Below are 18,297 nucleotides of genomic sequence, written 5' to 3'. Positions count from 1 at the left end.
TTACACTAATTTTTATTTAAATATAATTCGTGAAAATTAGTGTAATACGTGGCTGATTTTTTTGACTTAGTATCTTAGCATCTCAGAATCTTAGAGTCTAAATTCATAGAGTTTCCCTCCTATTTTATTTGTTTTTTCGTCGGCGATTAACAAAGTATTATTATTTTTAAAAACAATCGCTTCTTTTTGCGAAAAGTGATTTAGATTTAATTCTGTTTGTTTTCCTGTGTGGAATAAATCTGCTTTAAAATCTTTAAACAAAAGCACTTTGTCATGACTTAATAAGGCTACTTTTTTTCCATCTGGACTAATTGAAGCACTTGTCAGCACGCAATGATTATAATTGTTGCATGTTTTAAATTCTCCAATCTTTACTGCTTTCTGAGTTCCTGCGGCATTTTTGATTTTGTAGATAAACGCAGTTCCGTCAAAACCTTTGCTTCTGTTTTTGGTAAAAAGATAGAAATAACCGTTTTGTTCAAAAAAACCTTCAACATCATAGAACATTTCTTTTTTCTTTGGAGGAAATTCTTTTTGTTCTGGATATGAGAATGAGATTTTATATTCGGCTTTAGCCGCATCATTATTCAATTGATTTTTTGCTACTTTATAAATGCATAAATCACGTCTTTCGTTATCATTATTTCCAAAATCTCCAATGTAGATATTTCCAGTTTTGTCTTTAGTAATATCTTCCCAATCGACATTTGTTGCATTTGAGATTGTGATTGTTTTAGCTATTTTACCTTTAGAATCAATTGCATAAATGGCGTTTTTGTTTCCGCTATCTTCCAAAGTGTAAAGAATATTGGTTTCTGGAAAATAAGTAATTCCCGAAACTTCTTTCAATTTTTTAGGCAGCGAATAAAGTTCTTTTAAATCAGAGCCGGATTGTTTCTGGCAAGCTAGTAAAGCAATTGAGCAAATAACTAAAAAAGATTTTTTCATAATATTTTTTTTTATTTTGCCACAGATTAAAAGAATTATAATGATTCCAAAATCTTTTTAATCTGTGAATCCCGATAACTATCGGGAGTGGCTAAAACTTTAAACTAAGTTAGTATTTTTAAAATTACGTGTAATAAATTCAAACGCAGCATGCATCACATGCCCCATTGATTTTGCGTTTTTAAATTTCATATCATTCGTATAACGATACAATTCCATTTTCAATTGTGTCAAATGCTCTTGCGTTGAAATGGTATCGTGGCACATAATATTCAACAATTTTTTGATTCTCGTTTCGGCAGAATGAATACGTTTCGCTAAAATCGCTCTTTCTTCATCTTTATACTGAATAATAGAACGTTCTTCTAGTTTCTCTTTGATCAATTGAATCATTGGAAAATTTTCCTTGAAAAACTGCGGGCGATATACTTTAAAATTTCCCTCGTAACATTGCTGATCAAAATCGATCGGACGAATTTTATAGACTACTTGATCAAAATCGTGAATTGGGACAATTACGTAATTATAGGCACGCATGTCTCCCAAAAGACGAATCATACAGCGTTCGTTAAACTTGACGAACTCTTTGGCAATTTGCGCCTTTTCCATTTCACTGCATTGGTCTAGCAACGTATCCATAAAAACATCGCCAGGAATTCCTATAATATGCTCCTCAATCAGAGTATCTTTATAAACTAGAAAGTTGATTTTATCTGGCGAAAGAATGTCTTCCAATTCTAATCCATAAATACGCGAAGCATCTGCTTTTTTGATGTAAAAATGAACATAGTTATCATTGAGAATATTTCGAACTTTAATTCTAAAAGGTTTCGAATTTCCGAAAGTACAATAATCAATAGCATCGACATTCAGGTATTGAATGATTTCGCTATTTCCATCAGAATGCAGCAGCGAGTAGATTTTCTTTAGATTTAAATCAATTTCACTGCGCTCAAATTCTCCATAATATACTCGAATCCAAAGTGTATCGTTATCATGTTTATCATAAACATTTATAGAACCCGAAAAACGGAGCAAGTCATCATAAAACACAGAAACTTTAGATATACGTTCGTATCGTTCTAAGTAACTTAAAAGTGGCTGTGTTAAAGGGTAAGACGGTTTTTTTAAAACCATTAAAGGCTCGCTCATTTTGAATATCTTTATTACAAATTTACGTCAATACGATTTAAAGTTAGAATTTAAAGTAACAAAAATCAACTTGACTCGTCATACTAAAAACTAAAACCAGAAAAATTTGGAAACCATATTAACCATTGAGAATTTAAGTAAAAGATACGGCCGAATTCAGGCTTTGAAAAATGTATCTTTTCAAATACAAAAAGGTCGCGTTTATGGCATTCTAGGGCCAAACGGCAGCGGAAAATCGACTACATTAGGAATTGTTTTGAGTGTTGTCAACAAGTCGTCTGGCAATTATAGCTGGTTTGATGGCAAAGTAGAAACGCATGAGGCTTTAAAAAAGGTTGGCGCTATTATAGAAAGACCAAATTTTTATCCGTACATGACGGCCGAACAAAACCTAAAACTGGTTTGCAAAATCAAAAACATCAATTATTCTAAAGTTAACGAAAAACTAGAATTAGTTGGTTTGAGTGAAAGAAAAGACAGCAAGTTCAGTACTTTTTCTTTAGGAATGAAACAGCGTTTGGCCATTGCATCGGCACTTTTAAATGATCCCGAAATTTTAATTCTAGACGAACCAACCAACGGATTAGATCCACAAGGAATTCATCAAATTCGAGATATCATAAAAAAAATTGCATCTCACGGAACGACAATTTTATTGGCTTCTCATTTATTGGACGAAGTAGAGAAAGTGTGCTCGCAAGTAATTGTTTTAAGAAAAGGCGAAGTTTTATATTCTGGACCTGTTGACGGAATGTCTTCAAACGAAGGTTTCTTTGAACTACAAGCCAATGACAATTTAATTCTAAAAACTGCTTTACAGGAACATCCTGCTGTAGATAGAATTGCTGAAGAAGACGGGAAAGTTTTGGTTTATCTAAAATCTGATTTATCGGCTTCAGACTTAAATCAGTTCTTGTTTTCTAAAAACATTGTTTTAAGCCATTTAGTAAAACGCAAAAACAGTTTAGAAGCACAATTTTTAGAGTTAACCCAAAACGCCATCGCCCAAAAAAACTAAACCATGAAAAGACTTCTTTCTATAGAATTACAAAAAATCTGGATGAACAAAGCCAGCCGATTATTAACTTTGACCTATTTCATATTACTTTCTTTTATAGCATTAATTGCTGTTATAAAATTTGATATTGGTCCTTTTAAATTTCATTTGGCAGAAATGGGAATCTTTAATTTTCCGTTTATCTGGCATTTTAACACCTATGTTGCTGCTTGGTTAAAATTCTTTTTAGCTATTGTAATCGTTTCAATGATGGCAAATGAGTATAGCTACGGAACTTTAAAACAGAACTTAATTGATGGTCTGAGCAAAAAAGAATTTATCTTATCTAAATTCTTAACTGTAGTTTTATTTGCTTTTGCCTCTACCGTTTTTGTTTTTATCATGAGTTTAATTTTAGGATTATGCTTTTCTTCTTATACCGAATTCGGAATTATTTTTAGTGAGTTAGATTATCTTTTAGCCTTCTTTGTAAAACTAACTGGATTCTTTTCTTTCTGTTTATTTTTAGGAATCTTGGTAAAACGCTCTGCTTTTGCACTTGGTTTTCTTCTCGTTTGGAACATATTAGAAGCAATCATAAGAGGTTTTTTAGCTTTTAAAGTTTTCCAAAATAGTGATACAGATAAAAAGATTACACAGTTTTTACCCTTAGAATCAATGTCTAATTTGATTGTTAATCCTGGCCCAAGATTATCAGTAGTAAAAAATATTGGTTCGCAAATCGGAATTGCAACAGACGCTGATTTTAGCGTGCATTATTCTGCTATTTTAATTGTTTTAGTCTGGACTTTTGTATTTATATATTTTTCTTACAAATTATTAAAAAATAGAGATTTGTAGTATATTTGCTACTATGAGTCAAATAAGAGTTTTTCTAATTCTAATTTTGTGCTGTTTTTGCTATAAAATCAGGGCACAGGATATTTCTGTAAATGATACAGCTACTCCAACAGATTTAATCCAGAATGTTTTAATAAATAGTTCTTGTGTTGATGTCGAAAGTGTAAACGCATCAGGAAACCCTACTCCAAATCAACAGAGTTATGGTTCTTTTACAGCTGGCTCAAATTTTCCTTTTCCTAGTGGAATAGTTTTAAGTACTTCTCCCAGTAAAAATGCTGAAGGCCCTTTTAACCAACAAGGCTCTAAAGGTACACAAGTAAGAGCTTGGAATGGTGATGCAGATCTTAATACTGCTTTAGGAATTAACAACAGTACACAAGCAACAGTTTTAGAATTTGATTTTATAGCACTTACCAACTCTATTAGCTTTAATTATATTTTTGCTTCGAATGAATATCAGAATAATTTTCCCTGTATATATTCTGACGGATTTGCTTTCTTAATTAAAGAAGCTGGAAGCAGTGATAATTATAAAAACCTTGCTGTTTTACCCAATACCACTACTGCGGTTTCGGCTACAACAGTACACCCAAAAATTGAAACCATAAATGGCAGTGGCGGAGAACCATTAGTTGGCTGTGAAGCAATAAACGAAAATTATTTCAATGGCTATAATACAGCTACAAGCCCTATTAATTATGCTGGGCAAACTGTTGTGATGAATGCTTCAACAGATGTAATTCCAAACAAAAAATATCATCTAAAATTGGTTGTTGCCGATGATGTCACCCGACAATACAATTCGGCAGTTTTTATTGAGGCAGGTAGTTTTGTAACTAAAATAAATTTTGGAGAAGATAGAACTGTAGCAAATAGCAATCCTGTTTGTTATGGAGAAAACTTTTCTTTAGATACCCATTTAAGCGCAACGACATATACTTTTAAATGGTATAAAAAAGACGCTTCTAATACTTATGTCGAAATTCCTGGCGCACTATCTCCATCTTATACTGTACCATCATCTGGGGCATATAAAGTAGAAGCTACAATGAACAATACAGCATGTGTTTCTGTTGGAGAAATCACGGTTGAATTTTCTGCTCAAATCCCGTCAACAAATACTTCTTTATTACAATGTGATGATGATACAGATGGGGTTACAGTTTTTGATCTAACTAAAGCTGCTAATATTGTAAAAAACAATGATTCTCAAATTACCAATCAAGGCTATTACGAAACTTTGGCAGATGCAAAGGCAAAAACAAATCCAATTTTAAATCCGCAACGATATACTAACAAGTCACCAAATCAAATTGTTTTTGCTCTACTAGAAAACACTTATGGTTGTAATACTACAGCCGAAATCACTCTAAATGTTTCTAATTCTGTCATTCCTAATCAAAACCCAATAGAAACTTGTGATGGAGATGATACTCAAGACGGTTTATATCAATTTGATTTAAGCGCAGAAGTAACTCCTCAAATTTTATCAGGTTTACCTGCAGGATTGCTAATTAATTATTTCTTGACTTCTGCAGATGCAATTACAGAAACTAATCCGTTGCCAAATATTTTTAAAAATACAACTCCAAATAGCCAAACGATTTATGCACGTGCTGCAAACGGCCCTAATTGTTACGATATAACTCCTATAGAATTAATTGTTCACACATTTGATCCTCCTAATTTTGAAGATGAAGCTCGTTATTTATGTAAAGGAGATAATATGACCTTAAGTGTAGATTCTAGTTTTAGCAGTTATATGTGGTCTAATGGAAGTACCACAAATTCTATAGTAATTAATAGTCCTGGAGACTATTCTGTAACTGTAAAAGATGCAAATGGCTGCGAAAAAACTAAAAAATTCAAAATAATTTTATCTGAACCAGCCACAATTACCGGAGCAGACGTAAAGGATTTTTCTGGAAACGACAATACTGTTGAGATCCAGTATACAGGCGCTGGGAATTATGAATTCTCTCTTGATGGAAAAGTCTATCAGGACAGTTCCATTTTCACACAAGTAACTCCAGGTGTTTATAATGCGATTGCTAGAGATAAAAATGGCTGTGGTTTGTCAAGTTCATTTTTAATATATGTGTTAGATTATCCGCGTTTCTTTACCCCAAACGGAGATGGATATAATGATTTATGGGTAATTAAAAATATTGATCAAATGCCAGATTTTACGATTTCAATTTTTGATCGCTATGGAAAATTGCTAAAACAAATGAATCAAAATGGCACTGGATGGAACGGAATTTTTAATGGTAGAGAAATGCCTTCTGATGATTACTGGTTTACCCTTCTTTTTGTAAATGGAAAAAATGTCAAAGGACACTTTAGTTTAAAGAGATAATCTCAATATTTTAACTTAATTCCAAATATTCGTTCAAAAATAATATCTGTAAAAAGTTAAAAACATCTATTTTGTATTAAATTTACTTCAAAATAAAGAAGATGAATTTATGTAAAAAATTACTTGTTTTATTCTTATTCTGCTCAAATCTTTATGCGCAAAACGATTGCAAAGATGCACTTATTGTTTGTGGAAATTCTGGTTTTAAAGGCCTAACTATTAATGGCCCGGGAAACATTAACGAAATAAAACCAGAAAATAGTTGCGGCACTACAGAAAGCAACAGTATATGGTTAAAAATCCTGATCAAAACTTCTGGCACTTTAGGTTTTATAATTACTCCTGAAAGCTCAGATCTCAAAGAAGATTTCGATTTTTTTGTATTTGGCCCTAATGCCAAATGTTCTTCTTTATCTTCTCCCATTAGATGTTCAACAACAAATCCTCAAATGGCACATCTTACTAATAATCAAACTGGAATTGATGGCAACCACTATGATACGTTTGAAGGTCCTGCAGCTTTAGGCGATGGATATTTAAAATGGCTGAATGTTAACGAAGGAGAAAGCTATTTTGTAGTTGTCGATCGTCCAATTGGTTCAAGTAATTTTTCATTGCAATGGCTTGGAAATGCGACTTTTTATGATGCTCCAACAATCAATATAAGTTCACCAAACGAACTTAATATGACCAATTCTGATTTTAGTGCGAGTATGACATCAACTTTTGACTTAACAGTAAATTCTCCAAAAATAATAGGATCTCAAACCGATATAAAAGTGACATATCACAATACTTCAAATGATGCAATTATTAATATCAATCCCATAGAAAATCCGACCGCTTACAAAAACACCACAAGCCAAGAAACGATTTTTGTTAGAGCCACCAATACCACAACACAATGTTACAATGTAACTTCTTTTACAATCAAGGTAAATGATAAAATTGATTTTCCAAAAAACAAAGTTGAAACTTGTGATGAAAATGATGTAGATCCATATGACGGAAAAACCGTTGTAAATCTTAATCAAGTTTCTAAAATAGTTTTTGACAATGCAGACATTTCTAGTCTAACTATAAAATACTATTTATCTCAAAACGATGCCGATAATAATATAAACGAACTGCCAAATCAATTCAGCAATAGCATTCCTTTTGAACAAACTATATACATTAAAGCCTTTAACAGCACAATAAGCGCATCTGTTGCTCCGATTAAAATTGTCGTAAATCCTCTGCCTCAAAAAGTTACTACTTCTCTTGTACAATGTGATACAGGCGAAAATGCATCTGGATTAGTTCTATTTAATTTGAACGAAGCAAACGCTTCTCTATCTAATAACGATTCTAATCTTGAAACTTCGTTTTTTAACACCAATACAGATGCTTTAAACAATCAAAATCAATTAAATCCAGTTTATACAAATACTAGCAATCCTCAAACTCTATATGTCAGAGTTCGAAATTTAAAAACAAACTGTACCAGCATATCCAATCTTATTTTAAAAACTAATGTTATTTCGGTGCAAACTCACACACTTAATTTAGTATGTGATGATGATGGAAATGAGGATGGAATACATCTTTTTGACCTAACAAGCGCTAATATCACAGTTTCAAACAATCAGGACTTAAAATATTATCCAACCGAAAATGACGCTTTACTAGAACAAAATCCTATTGAGACCCCTCTAAAATATGAAAACAAAATACCATACAATGATTTTGCCTTTGCAAGGATTGAAGAAGGAAACACTTGTTTCGGAATTAGCAAAATTAAACTTGAAGTAGCAAAATTGCCTAGTCTTGAAACTGATACTTCGACAAATGTTTGTGACAACGATTCTTCTTTTTATGCAAAATTAGATTCAGGATTTACTAATGACAACGCATTAAATGATTTCTCCTATAAATGGAAAAAAGATGGTAATGAAATACCTGATCAAACTAATTCTACATTAAACGTTAATACTATTGGAACTTATACTGTTACTGTAACAAACAAAAATAACTGTTCTAAAACAAGAAAATTCGAAGTCGTTTCTTCTAATATTGCGACTATAAAAGATATTGAAATTATAGATCTACAAATTGACGATTCTAATAAAGTTACAGTAAATGCAACTGGAAACGGAGATTATGAATATAGCCTAAATGCGCCAAGCGGTCCTTTTCAAGATTCGAATATATTTGAAAATGTAAAATCTGGAATTCATGATGTCTATATAAATGACAAGAAAAAGTGCGGCATAATTAATAAAACAATTGCAGTAATTGGAGTGCCCCACTATTTTACACCAAATAACGATGGCCACAATGATTATTGGAATATAGCGGGATTAAACAAAAACGAGTATAAAGATTCTAAAGTTTACATCTATGATCGTTATGGAAAATTAATAAAACAATTAACCGTATTTGATATAGGTTGGGATGGAACTTTTCAAGGCAGTCCGCTCCCTTCAGATGATTATTGGTACCTCTTAAAACTTAGCGATCATAGAGAAGCAAAAGGACATTTTAGTTTGAAACGGTAAATTAAAAAATTACGCCCCTAAAATCCCGAATTCCAGCTTTCCAAAACAACTCAATTCCATCATAAAAAAATCCCAAACTCCAGAATTGGAATTTGGGATTTTTATATTGAAAATTAATCTAATTAGATTTTGTATCTCTTTCTATCTGTTTCGCTTAAGTAAATTTTTCTTAAACGTAAAGATTTTGGAGTAACTTCAACATACTCATCTTTTTGAATGTACTCTAAAGCTTCTTCTAATGAGAATTTGATAGCTGGAATAATTCTAGCTTTATCATCAGCTCCTGAAGAACGTACGTTAGAAAGTTTTTTCGTTTTAGTAACGTTAACTGTCATATCGTCACTACGAGTATTTTCTCCAATTACCTGACCTTCATAGATATCTTCGTTAGGATCAACGAAGAATTTACCACGATCTTGTAATTTATCGATAGAGTAAGGAATTGCTTTTCCATTTTCCATAGAGATTAATGAACCGTTGTTACGTCCAGGAATTTCTCCTTTGTATGGTTCGTATCCAATGAAACGGTGTGCCATAATAGCTTCACCAGCAGTAGCAGTAAGCAATTGATTTCTTAAACCGATAATTCCACGAGATGGAATGTTGAATTTAATAATCATACGCTCTCCTTTACCTTCCATAGAAAGCATTTCTCCTTTACGGATAGTAACGAATTCAACCGCTCTACCTGAAAGATTTTCTGGTAAATCGATAGTTAATTCCTCAATTGGCTCACATTTCACACCATCAACTTCTTTGATGATAACTTGTGGCTGACCAATTTGAAGCTCATATCCTTCTCTTCTCATTGTTTCAATAAGAACAGATAAGTGAAGTACACCACGACCAAATACCATGAATTTATCAGCAGAATCAGTTTCTCCAACTTTCATCGCTAAGTTTTTCTCAAGCTCTTTTGTTAATCTTTCACGAATATGTCTAGAAGTAACAAATTTACCTTCTTTACCAAAGAAAGGAGAATCGTTAATTGTAAACAACATACTCATTGTTGGCTCGTCGATAGCAATTGTCTGTAAAGCTTCTGGATTTTCAAAATCAGCGATAGTATCACCAATTTCAAAACCTTCGATACCTACAACAGCACAAATATCACCAGCAACAACTTCTTCTACTTTTCTACGGCCTAAACCTTCAAAAGTGTGTAATTCTTTAATTCTAGATTTGATGATTTTTCCATCTCTTTTTACCAAAGAAATTGGCATACCTTCTTTTAAAGTACCTCTTTCAAGACGTCCGATAGCGATACGCCCTGTAAATGAAGAGAAATCTAAAGAAGTAATCAACATTTGCGGAGTTCCTTCAGAAACTTTTGGAGCAGGAACATTAGCAATAACCATGTCTAATAAAGGCTCAATGTTTTCTGTTTGATTTTTCCAATCATCAGACATCCAGTTGTTTTTAGCAGAACCATAAACCGCTGGGAAATCTAACTGCTCTTCAGTAGCTCCTAATTCGAACATTAGATCAAAAACTTTCTCGTGAACTTCTTCTGGAGTACAGTTTTCTTTATCTACTTTATTGATAACCACGCAAGGTTTCAATCCTAAATCAATCGCTTTTTGTAAAACGAAACGAGTTTGCGGCATTGGTCCTTCAAAAGCATCAACTAGTAAACATACACCATCGGCCATGTTCAATACACGTTCAACTTCACCTCCAAAATCGGCGTGGCCTGGAGTATCGATAATATTGATTTTTGTTCCTTTATATTGAACAGAAACGTTTTTAGAAGTAATTGTAATACCTCTCTCACGCTCTAAATCATTATTATCTAAGATTAAATCACCTGTGTTTTCGTTCTCGCGAAATAACTGACAGTGATACATAATTTTATCAACCAAAGTTGTTTTACCGTGATCGACGTGGGCAATAATTGCAATGTTTCTAATAGATTCCATCTGTGATTTTTAATGGGCGCAAAGGTACACTTTATTTTTTAAAAAAAAATGTTTCTATCATAGTTTGCGTATATACAATCAATTAGTTAATACAAAACGCGAAAATATCGGTTTCAAAATGACATTAACATACGTTTAGTTATAGTTAAATTAACTATATTTGAAGTGATGAAAAGTAAAACTCTCCAAATTACTCTTATTTATACAATCATCTCGATAATTATGGCGACCATATGTCATAAATTACTCACAACCTACTTTTCTTCTTCTGAATATCAATATTTATTTTTAATAAAAGACATTATATTAATTCTAATCACAGGACTAGTTTTTAGTTTTATACTTTCAAAGAACGAAAAAAGAAACATAACCATCTTTGAAAAGTTAAACAAAACCAACGAAGAAATAAAAGAATCGAATGAGAAATATGACATTGTAGCAAAAGCAACAAGCGATACTATTTGGGATTGGAAAATTCAAGAGGACAGTATTAATTGGAACAAAGGAATTGAAGGTGTTTTTGGTTACGATCCAAAAGAAGTAGGCAAAACTTCTAAATGGTGGTTTGACAAAATTCACCCAGAAGACAGTATCCGAATGTCAATAAAATTATATTCTTTCATAGAACAAAAAACAGAAAAATGGCAAGACCAATACCGTTTTAGATGTGCAGACGGAACATATAAGTATGTTTTGGATCGAGGTTTTTTATTAAAAGATGAAAACGGAAGAGCCATTAGAATGATTGGTGCAATCCAAGATATCACGAAACAAAAAGAAGAAGAGCAACGATTAAAGCTTTTAGAAACTGTAATTACACAATCTAAAGATTCTATTTTAATTACCGAAGCCAATTCTTCTGACGGGAAAATACCAAAAATAGTTTATGTAAATCCTGCATTTTCTCAAATGTCTGGCTACCAGTCAAACGAAATTATCGGAAAATCGCCAAATATTTTCAAAGGACCAAAATCAGATTCAGACGAATTAAAAAAGCTTTTAAGGGCCATAAAAAACAAAGAGGAATGCTTGATCGAAACTATTACTTACACAAAAAGTAAAGAAGAATATTGGGTACGCTTTTCTATGATTCCTATTTTCAATAACGAAGGAATGATCTCGCACTGGATTTCGATTCAAAGAGATATTACTGACGAGAAAAAACTAGAAACAGAAAAAGAACATCTTATTCGAGAATTAACGCAAAACAATAAAGACTTAAAACAATTCTCTTATATCACATCTCATAACCTTAGAGCACCGCTTTCTAATTTAATCGGGCTATTAAACCTTATAGAAGACATTCCGATAGAAAATGAAGAACTACAAGAAATACTAGCAGGATTTACAAAATCGACTCATTTGTTAAATGAAACCATAAATGATTTAGTAAAAGTTATCATCATTAAAGACAACCCTTCAATGCAGAAAGAGGAGGTTTCTTTAAAAGAAGTTTTTGAAAATGTATTTAGCCAGCTTTCTTTTCAAATTGAATTACACAAACCAATAATCAAATTGAAATTCGACAAAGTTCCAGAACTTATTACAAACAAAGCTTACATTGAAAGTATTTTATTAAACCTGTTAACGAATTCTATCAAATACAAATCGGAAAATAGAAAACTAAAAATTTCTATTACAGCAGAACAAATAGAGCATAGAACAATCCTGACCTTTAAAGACAACGGAATAGGCATTGATTTGGAAAGAAATCGCGATAAAGTATTTGGACTTTATCAAAGATTCCACAATTACCCAGATAGTAAAGGATTAGGATTATATCTTGTAAAATCACAGGTGGAGACAATGGGAGGAACAATCTCTATCGACAGTGAAGTCAATAAAGGAACTACATTTACAATAACATTTAAAAATTAATTATTATGCTTGAGCAGATTTTATGCATCGATGATGACCCTATCACATTGATGCTATGCAAAAAAGTAATTTCAAAATCTTCATTTTCACATGAAGTTATTACCGCTCAAAACGGCGAAGAAGCTCTTCATCATTTCAACATCTTAAAATACACCAACGACAAAGCAAGAAAAAGGCCTGAATTAATTTTTTTAGATTTAAATATGCCTATTATGGGAGGATGGGAATTTTTAGATCACTTCACTTCTCCAGATTATATAGAATTCAATACTGTTCCTGTAATTGTACTATCCTCAACTATTGACCCTGAAGACCTTGCCAAAGCAAAAAAATATCCAATTATAATAGACTTTCTTTCTAAACCAATTACACAGCCCATGCTAGAATATCTTAAAAAGAAGATTGATTTATAAAATTTAAAATCCCAATATTTTAAATTACAAATCCCAAAACCCCACAATACACAAAATCAATCAAGGTTTAAATTTTTAAATCTCTAAAACAACAAAATTCCAAATTTCAATCTATTTATAAAATTGGAATTTGGAATTTATTTTTTATTGGAATTTCATTTTAGATTTAAAACAAAAAAAAGTCCTCTTTTGGAGGACTCTTATATCTTTATTAAATTGTTTTTATTTACAATTTAGCAACGTGTTTCGTTAATTTAGACTTCAAGTTAGAAGCTTTATTATCGTGAATGATGTTCTTTTTAGCCAATTTATCAATCATAGAAATTACAGTTGATAATTTTGCAGTAGCATCAGCTTTATCAGTAGCTAGTCTTAACGCTTTAATAGCATTACGAGTAGTTTTATGCTGATATCTGTTAAGAACTCTTCTTTTTTCGTTACTTCTGATTCTTTTTAATGCTGACTTATGATTTGCCATTTTCTTTTAATTTTAGATGTAATAATTATTATAAATACTAGTTAAAAAAGAAAAACCTCCCACAATCGTATAACAATCACTTTGGTTTTAACTAATAAAACAAAAACCGAGACACCAATTTTTGTTTTACAAAACTTATTTACAACTAATTTGTAGTCCGTAGGGGAATCGAACCCCTGTTACCAGGATGAAAACCTGGCGTCCTAACCCCTAGACGAACGGACCAATATTCTCCTAAGTTGGAAACTTTTCAATATGTAATATAACTTGTAGTCCGTGGGGGAATCGAACCCCCCTTACCAGGATGAAAACCTGGCGTCCTAACCGATAGACGAACGGACCGCGCTTCTGTATTGCGGATGCAAAGATACATCTATTTTTTATTTGCGCAATACCTAATGCAAAAAAATCTATATTTTTTTAATAAGCCTTAGCAAAAAGCACTCTTTTAGAAGAAGGTTTCCCTGTAAACACGCAGGTTCCAGCCTCTTCTACAGCATCTAAAGGAATACAACGAATCGTCGCTTTTGTCAATTCTTTTATCTTCTCTTCTGTCTCTGCAGTTCCGTCCCAGTGAGCAGACAAAAAGCCTCCTTTACCTTCTAAAACTTCTTTAAATTCCTCAAAACTATTTACTTCCGTAATATGAGTATTGCGATAATCTAAAGCTTTTGTAAATAAGTCAACTTGAATCTGTTCTAAAAGATTATTTACGTGCTCAACAATTTTTTCGCTAGCAACAACTTCTTTTGTCAAATTATCACGTCTTGCCACCTCAAAAGTTCCATTTTCCAAATCTTTTGGACCAACAGCAATTCGAACAGGAACTCCTTTTAATTCCCATTCTGCAAATTTAAATCCTGGTTTTTGCGTTGTTCTGTCATCAAACTTAACAGTGATTTTTAATTTTCTCAGTTTAGCCGTTAAATCCTTAACAGCTTCAGTAATTTGAGCCAATTGTTCATCTGTCTTATATATAGGAACGATAACCACTTGAATTGGAGCTAAATTTGGAGGCAATACCAATCCTTGATCATCAGAATGTGTCATGATCAATGCACCCATCAAACGAGTAGACACTCCCCAAGAAGTTCCCCAAACGTGTTCTTGTTTTCCTTCTGCATTAGCAAACTTAACATCGAATGCTTTTGCAAAGTTCTGACCCAAGAAGTGAGATGTACCGGCTTGTAATGCTTTTCCATCTTGCATCAATGCCTCAATACAATATGTCTCATCTGCTCCAGCAAAACGCTCTGTTTCAGTTTTAAAACCTTTCACAACTGGAATTGCCATAAAACTTTCAGCAAAATCAGCATAAACGTTCATCATTTTTTCTGATTCCTCAATTGCTTCAGCTTTTGTAGCGTGAGCCGTATGCCCTTCTTGCCATAAAAACTCTGCAGTTCTCAAGAATAAACGTGTACGCATTTCCCAACGAACCACATTTGCCCATTGATTGATTAATAAAGGTAAATCTCTATAAGATTGCACCCATCCTTTATATGTAGACCAAATAATAGCTTCACTTGTTGGACGAACGATAAGCTCCTCCTCTAATCTTGCATTCGGATCAACCATTAATTTACCAGGTCTTTCCTCGTCATTTTTCAATCTGTAATGCGTTACAACTGCGCATTCTTTAGCAAATCCTTCTGCATTCTTCTCCTCCGCCTCAAACATGCTTTTCGGTACAAACAAAGGAAAATAAGCGTTTTGATGTCCAGTTTCTTTGAACATACGATCTAACTCGGCTTGCATTTTTTCCCAAATAGCATACCCGTATGGTTTTATCACCATACATCCTCTAACTCCTGAATTTTCAGCTAGATCTGCTTTTACAACCAGTTCGTTATACCATTTTGAATAATCTTCTGATCTTGTAGTAAGGTTCTTACTCATATTATATATTTTGGCACAAATTTTGTTTTATACAATTTTAACTAAATAGTTTGACAAAACTAACTAATTTTGTAATGTGCAACAATAAAAAACACCACAGATATGAAAACTTACCTTTCACTCCGCCAAAACTCTAATCATTTTTACTTAATTGGATTATTGAGTTTATTGCTAGCATCGTGTGGTTCTTACCAAAATTCCTCTTATTATGATAATGATGGAGTTTATGGTGGTTCATCTGTTAAATATGTAACAAATGGAACAAACAACCAATACAAAGAGTATTTCAGATCATTGCAAGATGACAATCAACCAACTGAAATATTTACTGACGTTGATAATTACACCAATTATTCAGATAGCACTCAAACTGCCTCTGTAGGAAGTTATCCTGCATGGGGAAGCAGCAGTTCTGATGTTTCTGTAAACTTTTACACTACTCCATCATGGTCATTCGGATTTGGATGGGGTTATCCTTATTATGGTTACGGTTACGGATGGGGCTACCCTTATTATGGTTGGGGATATCCAGGATGGGGATACCCAGGTTGGGGTTATCCAGGTTGGGGATACCCATACTACGGTTATGGATATAATTACTCTTACAACTACGGAAGAAGAGGTTCTGCAGCTTATTATGGAGACAGAAACTATGCTTACAACAGAAACTACAGCACTGGTAGAGGATATACAACTGGTAGAGGATATACAACCGACAGAAACTACACGACTAATAGAGGAAATTATACCACAAACAGAACTTATACTACAAATAGATCTAACGGCTATACTGACTTCAGAAGTTCAAGCATGAATGGAAGAACAACTAGTCCTACATTTACAAATAGAAGATCGTACAGCAATGGTTCTAACTACAACAGCACTTACAGTAACGGAAGATCTTATAATAACGGAAATACTTCTACAAATAGAACCTATACACCAAGCAACAACAGTGGCTCATCTAGAAGCTACACTCCTAGCAATAGCGGATCTTCAAGAAGCTACGCTCCTAGTGGCGGCGGTGGCGGATCTAGATCATACAGCGGCGGTGGCGGCGGTGGAGGAATGAGATCTGGCGGCGGTGGCGGTGGAGGAAGAAGATAATTTTTCCTCAACCCTCTGAATTTCTAACTAAAACTCATCAAAATGAAAAAAATATTTTTCCTATTTATAACAGGACTAACTGTCAGCGCGTCATACTCACAAGAAGTTTCAGATGCTTTGCGATATTCTCAAGAAAATCTTACAGGTACCGCTCGTTACAGAGCAATGAGCGGTGCCTTTGGAGCAGTTGGAGGAGACATCTCTGCGTTGAGCGTTAACCCTGCTGGGTCTGCAATTTTTAACAGTAATCAAGTTGGAGTTTCCTTTAGCAATCAGAATATCAAAAACAATTCTGACTACTTCGGCACTCAGACGTCAGATAAAAAAAATTCTTTTATTCTAAATCAAGCTGGTGGTGTTTTTGTATTTAAAAACCATAATCCTAATGTGGGATGGAATAAAATTACAATTGGAGCAACTTACGAAAATACTAATAATTTCAATAATGAAGTTTTTTCAGCTGGATACAACCCTTCTCATTCAGTTGACGCATATTTCTTAGATTATGCAAATTACAGCAATGGAGGTGCACCTGTTCCACATGAACTTGTTAATACACTAGGTAACGAAACCATTACTAGCTTATATCAAGATCTAGGTGCTAATTTCCCAAATGCACAATATCCTAACCTATCAGGTTTTTCAGCACAGCAAGCATTTTTAGGATACCAAGGATACATTACTAACATTGACAATGTAAACGATCCAAATAGCACTTATTCAACAAACGTTCCAAAAAATGCTACTTACTACCAAACAAACGAGATCTACTCAAGAGGCTACAACAGTAAAGCAAGTTTCAACATTGCAACTTCTTATAAAGATCGACTATATTTAGGAGCAAACTTAAATCTTCACATTACAGACTATAGGAGATCAACTAGTTTTTACGAAAGCAACAATGGAGATCTACAATCAGACCAAACCATATCGAGCATAAGATTTAATAACGATTTATATACCTACGGAAACGGATTCTCTTTCCAACTTGGAGCAATTGGAAAAGTAACAGATAATTTTAGACTTGGTATCGCATACGAATCTAACACTTGGTACGAGTTATACGATGAGCTTTCACAAAGTGTCTACACAACGAGACAAGCTGCAAATGGACCAATTGTGAATACAAATGTAGCTCCTAATGTTGTAAATGTATATGAATCTTACACTTTACAAACCCCAGACAGATGGACTTTTAGTGCAGCATATGTTTTTGGAAAATCAGGGTTATTAAGCATTGATTACGGAATACGAAACTATGGAAATGCTAAATTCAAGCCAGCTAATGCAGGCTTTGGCGGTCTTAATGATCAAATAGACAACTCTCTTACTAGTACTGGCGAACTTCGTATTGGTGGAGAATACAAAATCAAACAATTGAGCTTAAGAGGTGGATATCGTTACGAAGGAAGCCCATATAAAAACGGAATTACTGTTGGGGATTTAAATAGTTATTCTGCCGGTTTGGGTTATAATTTTGGATCTACAAAATTAGATTTGGCCTACTCTTATTTAGAAAGAAAATCAAATCAAGGTTTTTTCACAAGAGGTTTTACCGATGGAGCTAACATTACTTCTAAATTAAACAATGTCACCATGACCTTATTATTTGAATTGTAATTAAAAATCAAAATAGATGATTGAAAATTTCCATCAGGTTTACTTGGTGGATTTTTTTTATCCTTTATAGAATACTTTTTTAACTCAATTCAAGATTATCAGGTAATAAGAATGACTAGCTTC

At 33.2% G+C, this 18,297-nt stretch carries 13 protein-coding genes and 2 tRNA genes; 8 read left to right on the top strand and 7 right to left on the bottom strand.

All coding sequences use genetic code 11. From position 1 onward, the window contains the following. Positions 1–90 precede the first annotated feature (90 nt). Together AC1Q5Z_RS16365 and AC1Q5Z_RS16360 are read right to left on the bottom strand one after the other, a co-directional pair. Positions 91–948 carry an SdiA-regulated domain-containing protein gene (locus AC1Q5Z_RS16365; RefSeq protein ID WP_492445942.1) on the bottom strand — a complete coding sequence of 286 codons (858 nt, stop codon included), beginning with the start codon at positions 946–948 and terminating at the stop codon, positions 91–93. A 99-nt stretch (positions 949–1,047) separates the two neighbouring features. After that, a complete protein-coding gene (locus AC1Q5Z_RS16360) occupies positions 1,048–2,100 on the bottom strand; it encodes a hypothetical protein (protein ID WP_198856672.1) in 1,053 nt (350 codons plus the stop codon). Positions 2,101–2,206: 106 nt separating this feature from the next. Here AC1Q5Z_RS16360 and AC1Q5Z_RS16355 point away from each other — a divergent pair, with 106 nt between their 5' ends. From AC1Q5Z_RS16355 to AC1Q5Z_RS16340, 4 genes are all read left to right on the top strand, one after another. After that, positions 2,207–3,118 (top strand): ABC transporter ATP-binding protein, encoded by a 912-nt coding sequence (locus tag AC1Q5Z_RS16355; RefSeq protein ID WP_492445940.1) that lies wholly within the window; start codon positions 2,207–2,209, stop codon positions 3,116–3,118. A 3-nt stretch (positions 3,119–3,121) separates the two neighbouring features. After that, a complete protein-coding gene (locus AC1Q5Z_RS16350) occupies positions 3,122–3,958 on the top strand; it encodes an ABC transporter permease (RefSeq protein ID WP_343585239.1) in 837 nt (278 codons plus the stop codon). A 13-nt stretch (positions 3,959–3,971) separates the two neighbouring features. Beyond that, a complete protein-coding gene (locus tag AC1Q5Z_RS16345; protein ID WP_343585237.1) occupies positions 3,972–6,320 on the top strand; it encodes an FIDD domain-containing protein in 2,349 nt (782 codons plus the stop codon). Between the two features lie 101 nt (positions 6,321–6,421). Further along, positions 6,422–8,860, top strand: a complete 2,439-nt coding sequence (locus AC1Q5Z_RS16340) for an FIDD domain-containing protein (RefSeq protein ID WP_492445937.1) — start codon at positions 6,422–6,424, stop codon at positions 8,858–8,860. 122 nt (positions 8,861–8,982) lie between these two features. Here the strand turns inward: AC1Q5Z_RS16340 and typA are convergent, their stop codons facing one another. Continuing rightward, positions 8,983–10,779 carry a translational GTPase TypA gene (typA, locus tag AC1Q5Z_RS16335; protein WP_111378311.1) on the bottom strand — a complete coding sequence of 599 codons (1,797 nt, stop codon included), beginning with the start codon at positions 10,777–10,779 and terminating at the stop codon, positions 8,983–8,985. Positions 10,780–11,001: 222 nt separating this feature from the next. Here typA and AC1Q5Z_RS16330 point away from each other — a divergent pair, with 222 nt between their 5' ends. Continuing rightward, positions 11,002–12,657: a PAS domain-containing sensor histidine kinase gene (locus AC1Q5Z_RS16330; RefSeq protein ID WP_343585233.1), complete on the top strand. Its 1,656-nt coding sequence runs from the start codon at positions 11,002–11,004 to the stop codon at positions 12,655–12,657. Positions 12,658–12,662: 5 nt separating this feature from the next. Then, on the top strand, positions 12,663–13,070 hold the full coding sequence (locus AC1Q5Z_RS16325) for a response regulator (RefSeq protein ID WP_198856679.1): 408 nt from the start codon (positions 12,663–12,665) through the stop codon (positions 13,068–13,070). 226 nt (positions 13,071–13,296) lie between these two features. Here the strand turns inward: AC1Q5Z_RS16325 and rpsT are convergent, their stop codons facing one another. The 4 genes from rpsT to proS all read right to left on the bottom strand — a co-directional run bounded on the left by rpsT (position 13,297) and on the right by proS (position 15,447). Next, on the bottom strand, positions 13,297–13,548 hold the full coding sequence (rpsT, locus tag AC1Q5Z_RS16320; RefSeq protein ID WP_073417115.1) for a 30S ribosomal protein S20: 252 nt from the start codon (positions 13,546–13,548) through the stop codon (positions 13,297–13,299). 153 nt (positions 13,549–13,701) lie between these two features. After that, positions 13,702–13,773 (bottom strand) — tRNA-Glu (locus AC1Q5Z_RS16315). A 45-nt stretch (positions 13,774–13,818) separates the two neighbouring features. After that, a tRNA-Glu gene (locus AC1Q5Z_RS16310) sits at positions 13,819–13,890 on the bottom strand. 78 nt (positions 13,891–13,968) lie between these two features. Next, complete coding sequence (proS, locus tag AC1Q5Z_RS16305) at positions 13,969–15,447, bottom strand: proline--tRNA ligase (RefSeq protein WP_198856680.1); 1,479 nt, start codon at positions 15,445–15,447, stop codon at positions 13,969–13,971. A 102-nt stretch (positions 15,448–15,549) separates the two neighbouring features. On the opposite strand from proS, the gene AC1Q5Z_RS16300 reads away from it, so the two are divergent. Together AC1Q5Z_RS16300 and AC1Q5Z_RS16295 are read left to right on the top strand one after the other, a co-directional pair. Next, positions 15,550–16,554 carry a hypothetical protein gene (locus tag AC1Q5Z_RS16300; RefSeq protein WP_492445934.1) on the top strand — a complete coding sequence of 335 codons (1,005 nt, stop codon included), beginning with the start codon at positions 15,550–15,552 and terminating at the stop codon, positions 16,552–16,554. 42 nt (positions 16,555–16,596) lie between these two features. Continuing rightward, the gene (locus AC1Q5Z_RS16295) at positions 16,597–18,174 is read left to right on the top strand and encodes an OmpP1/FadL family transporter (RefSeq protein WP_488754424.1); all 1,578 of its coding nucleotides are present in this window, start codon (positions 16,597–16,599) and stop codon (positions 18,172–18,174) included. Positions 18,175–18,297 lie beyond the last annotated feature (123 nt).

The organism is Flavobacterium sp. GW823-FHT06G12 (assembly GCF_058794775.1).
The sequence above is the reverse complement of the archived record's forward strand: the minus strand, read 5'-3'. Positions and strand labels throughout refer to the sequence as shown.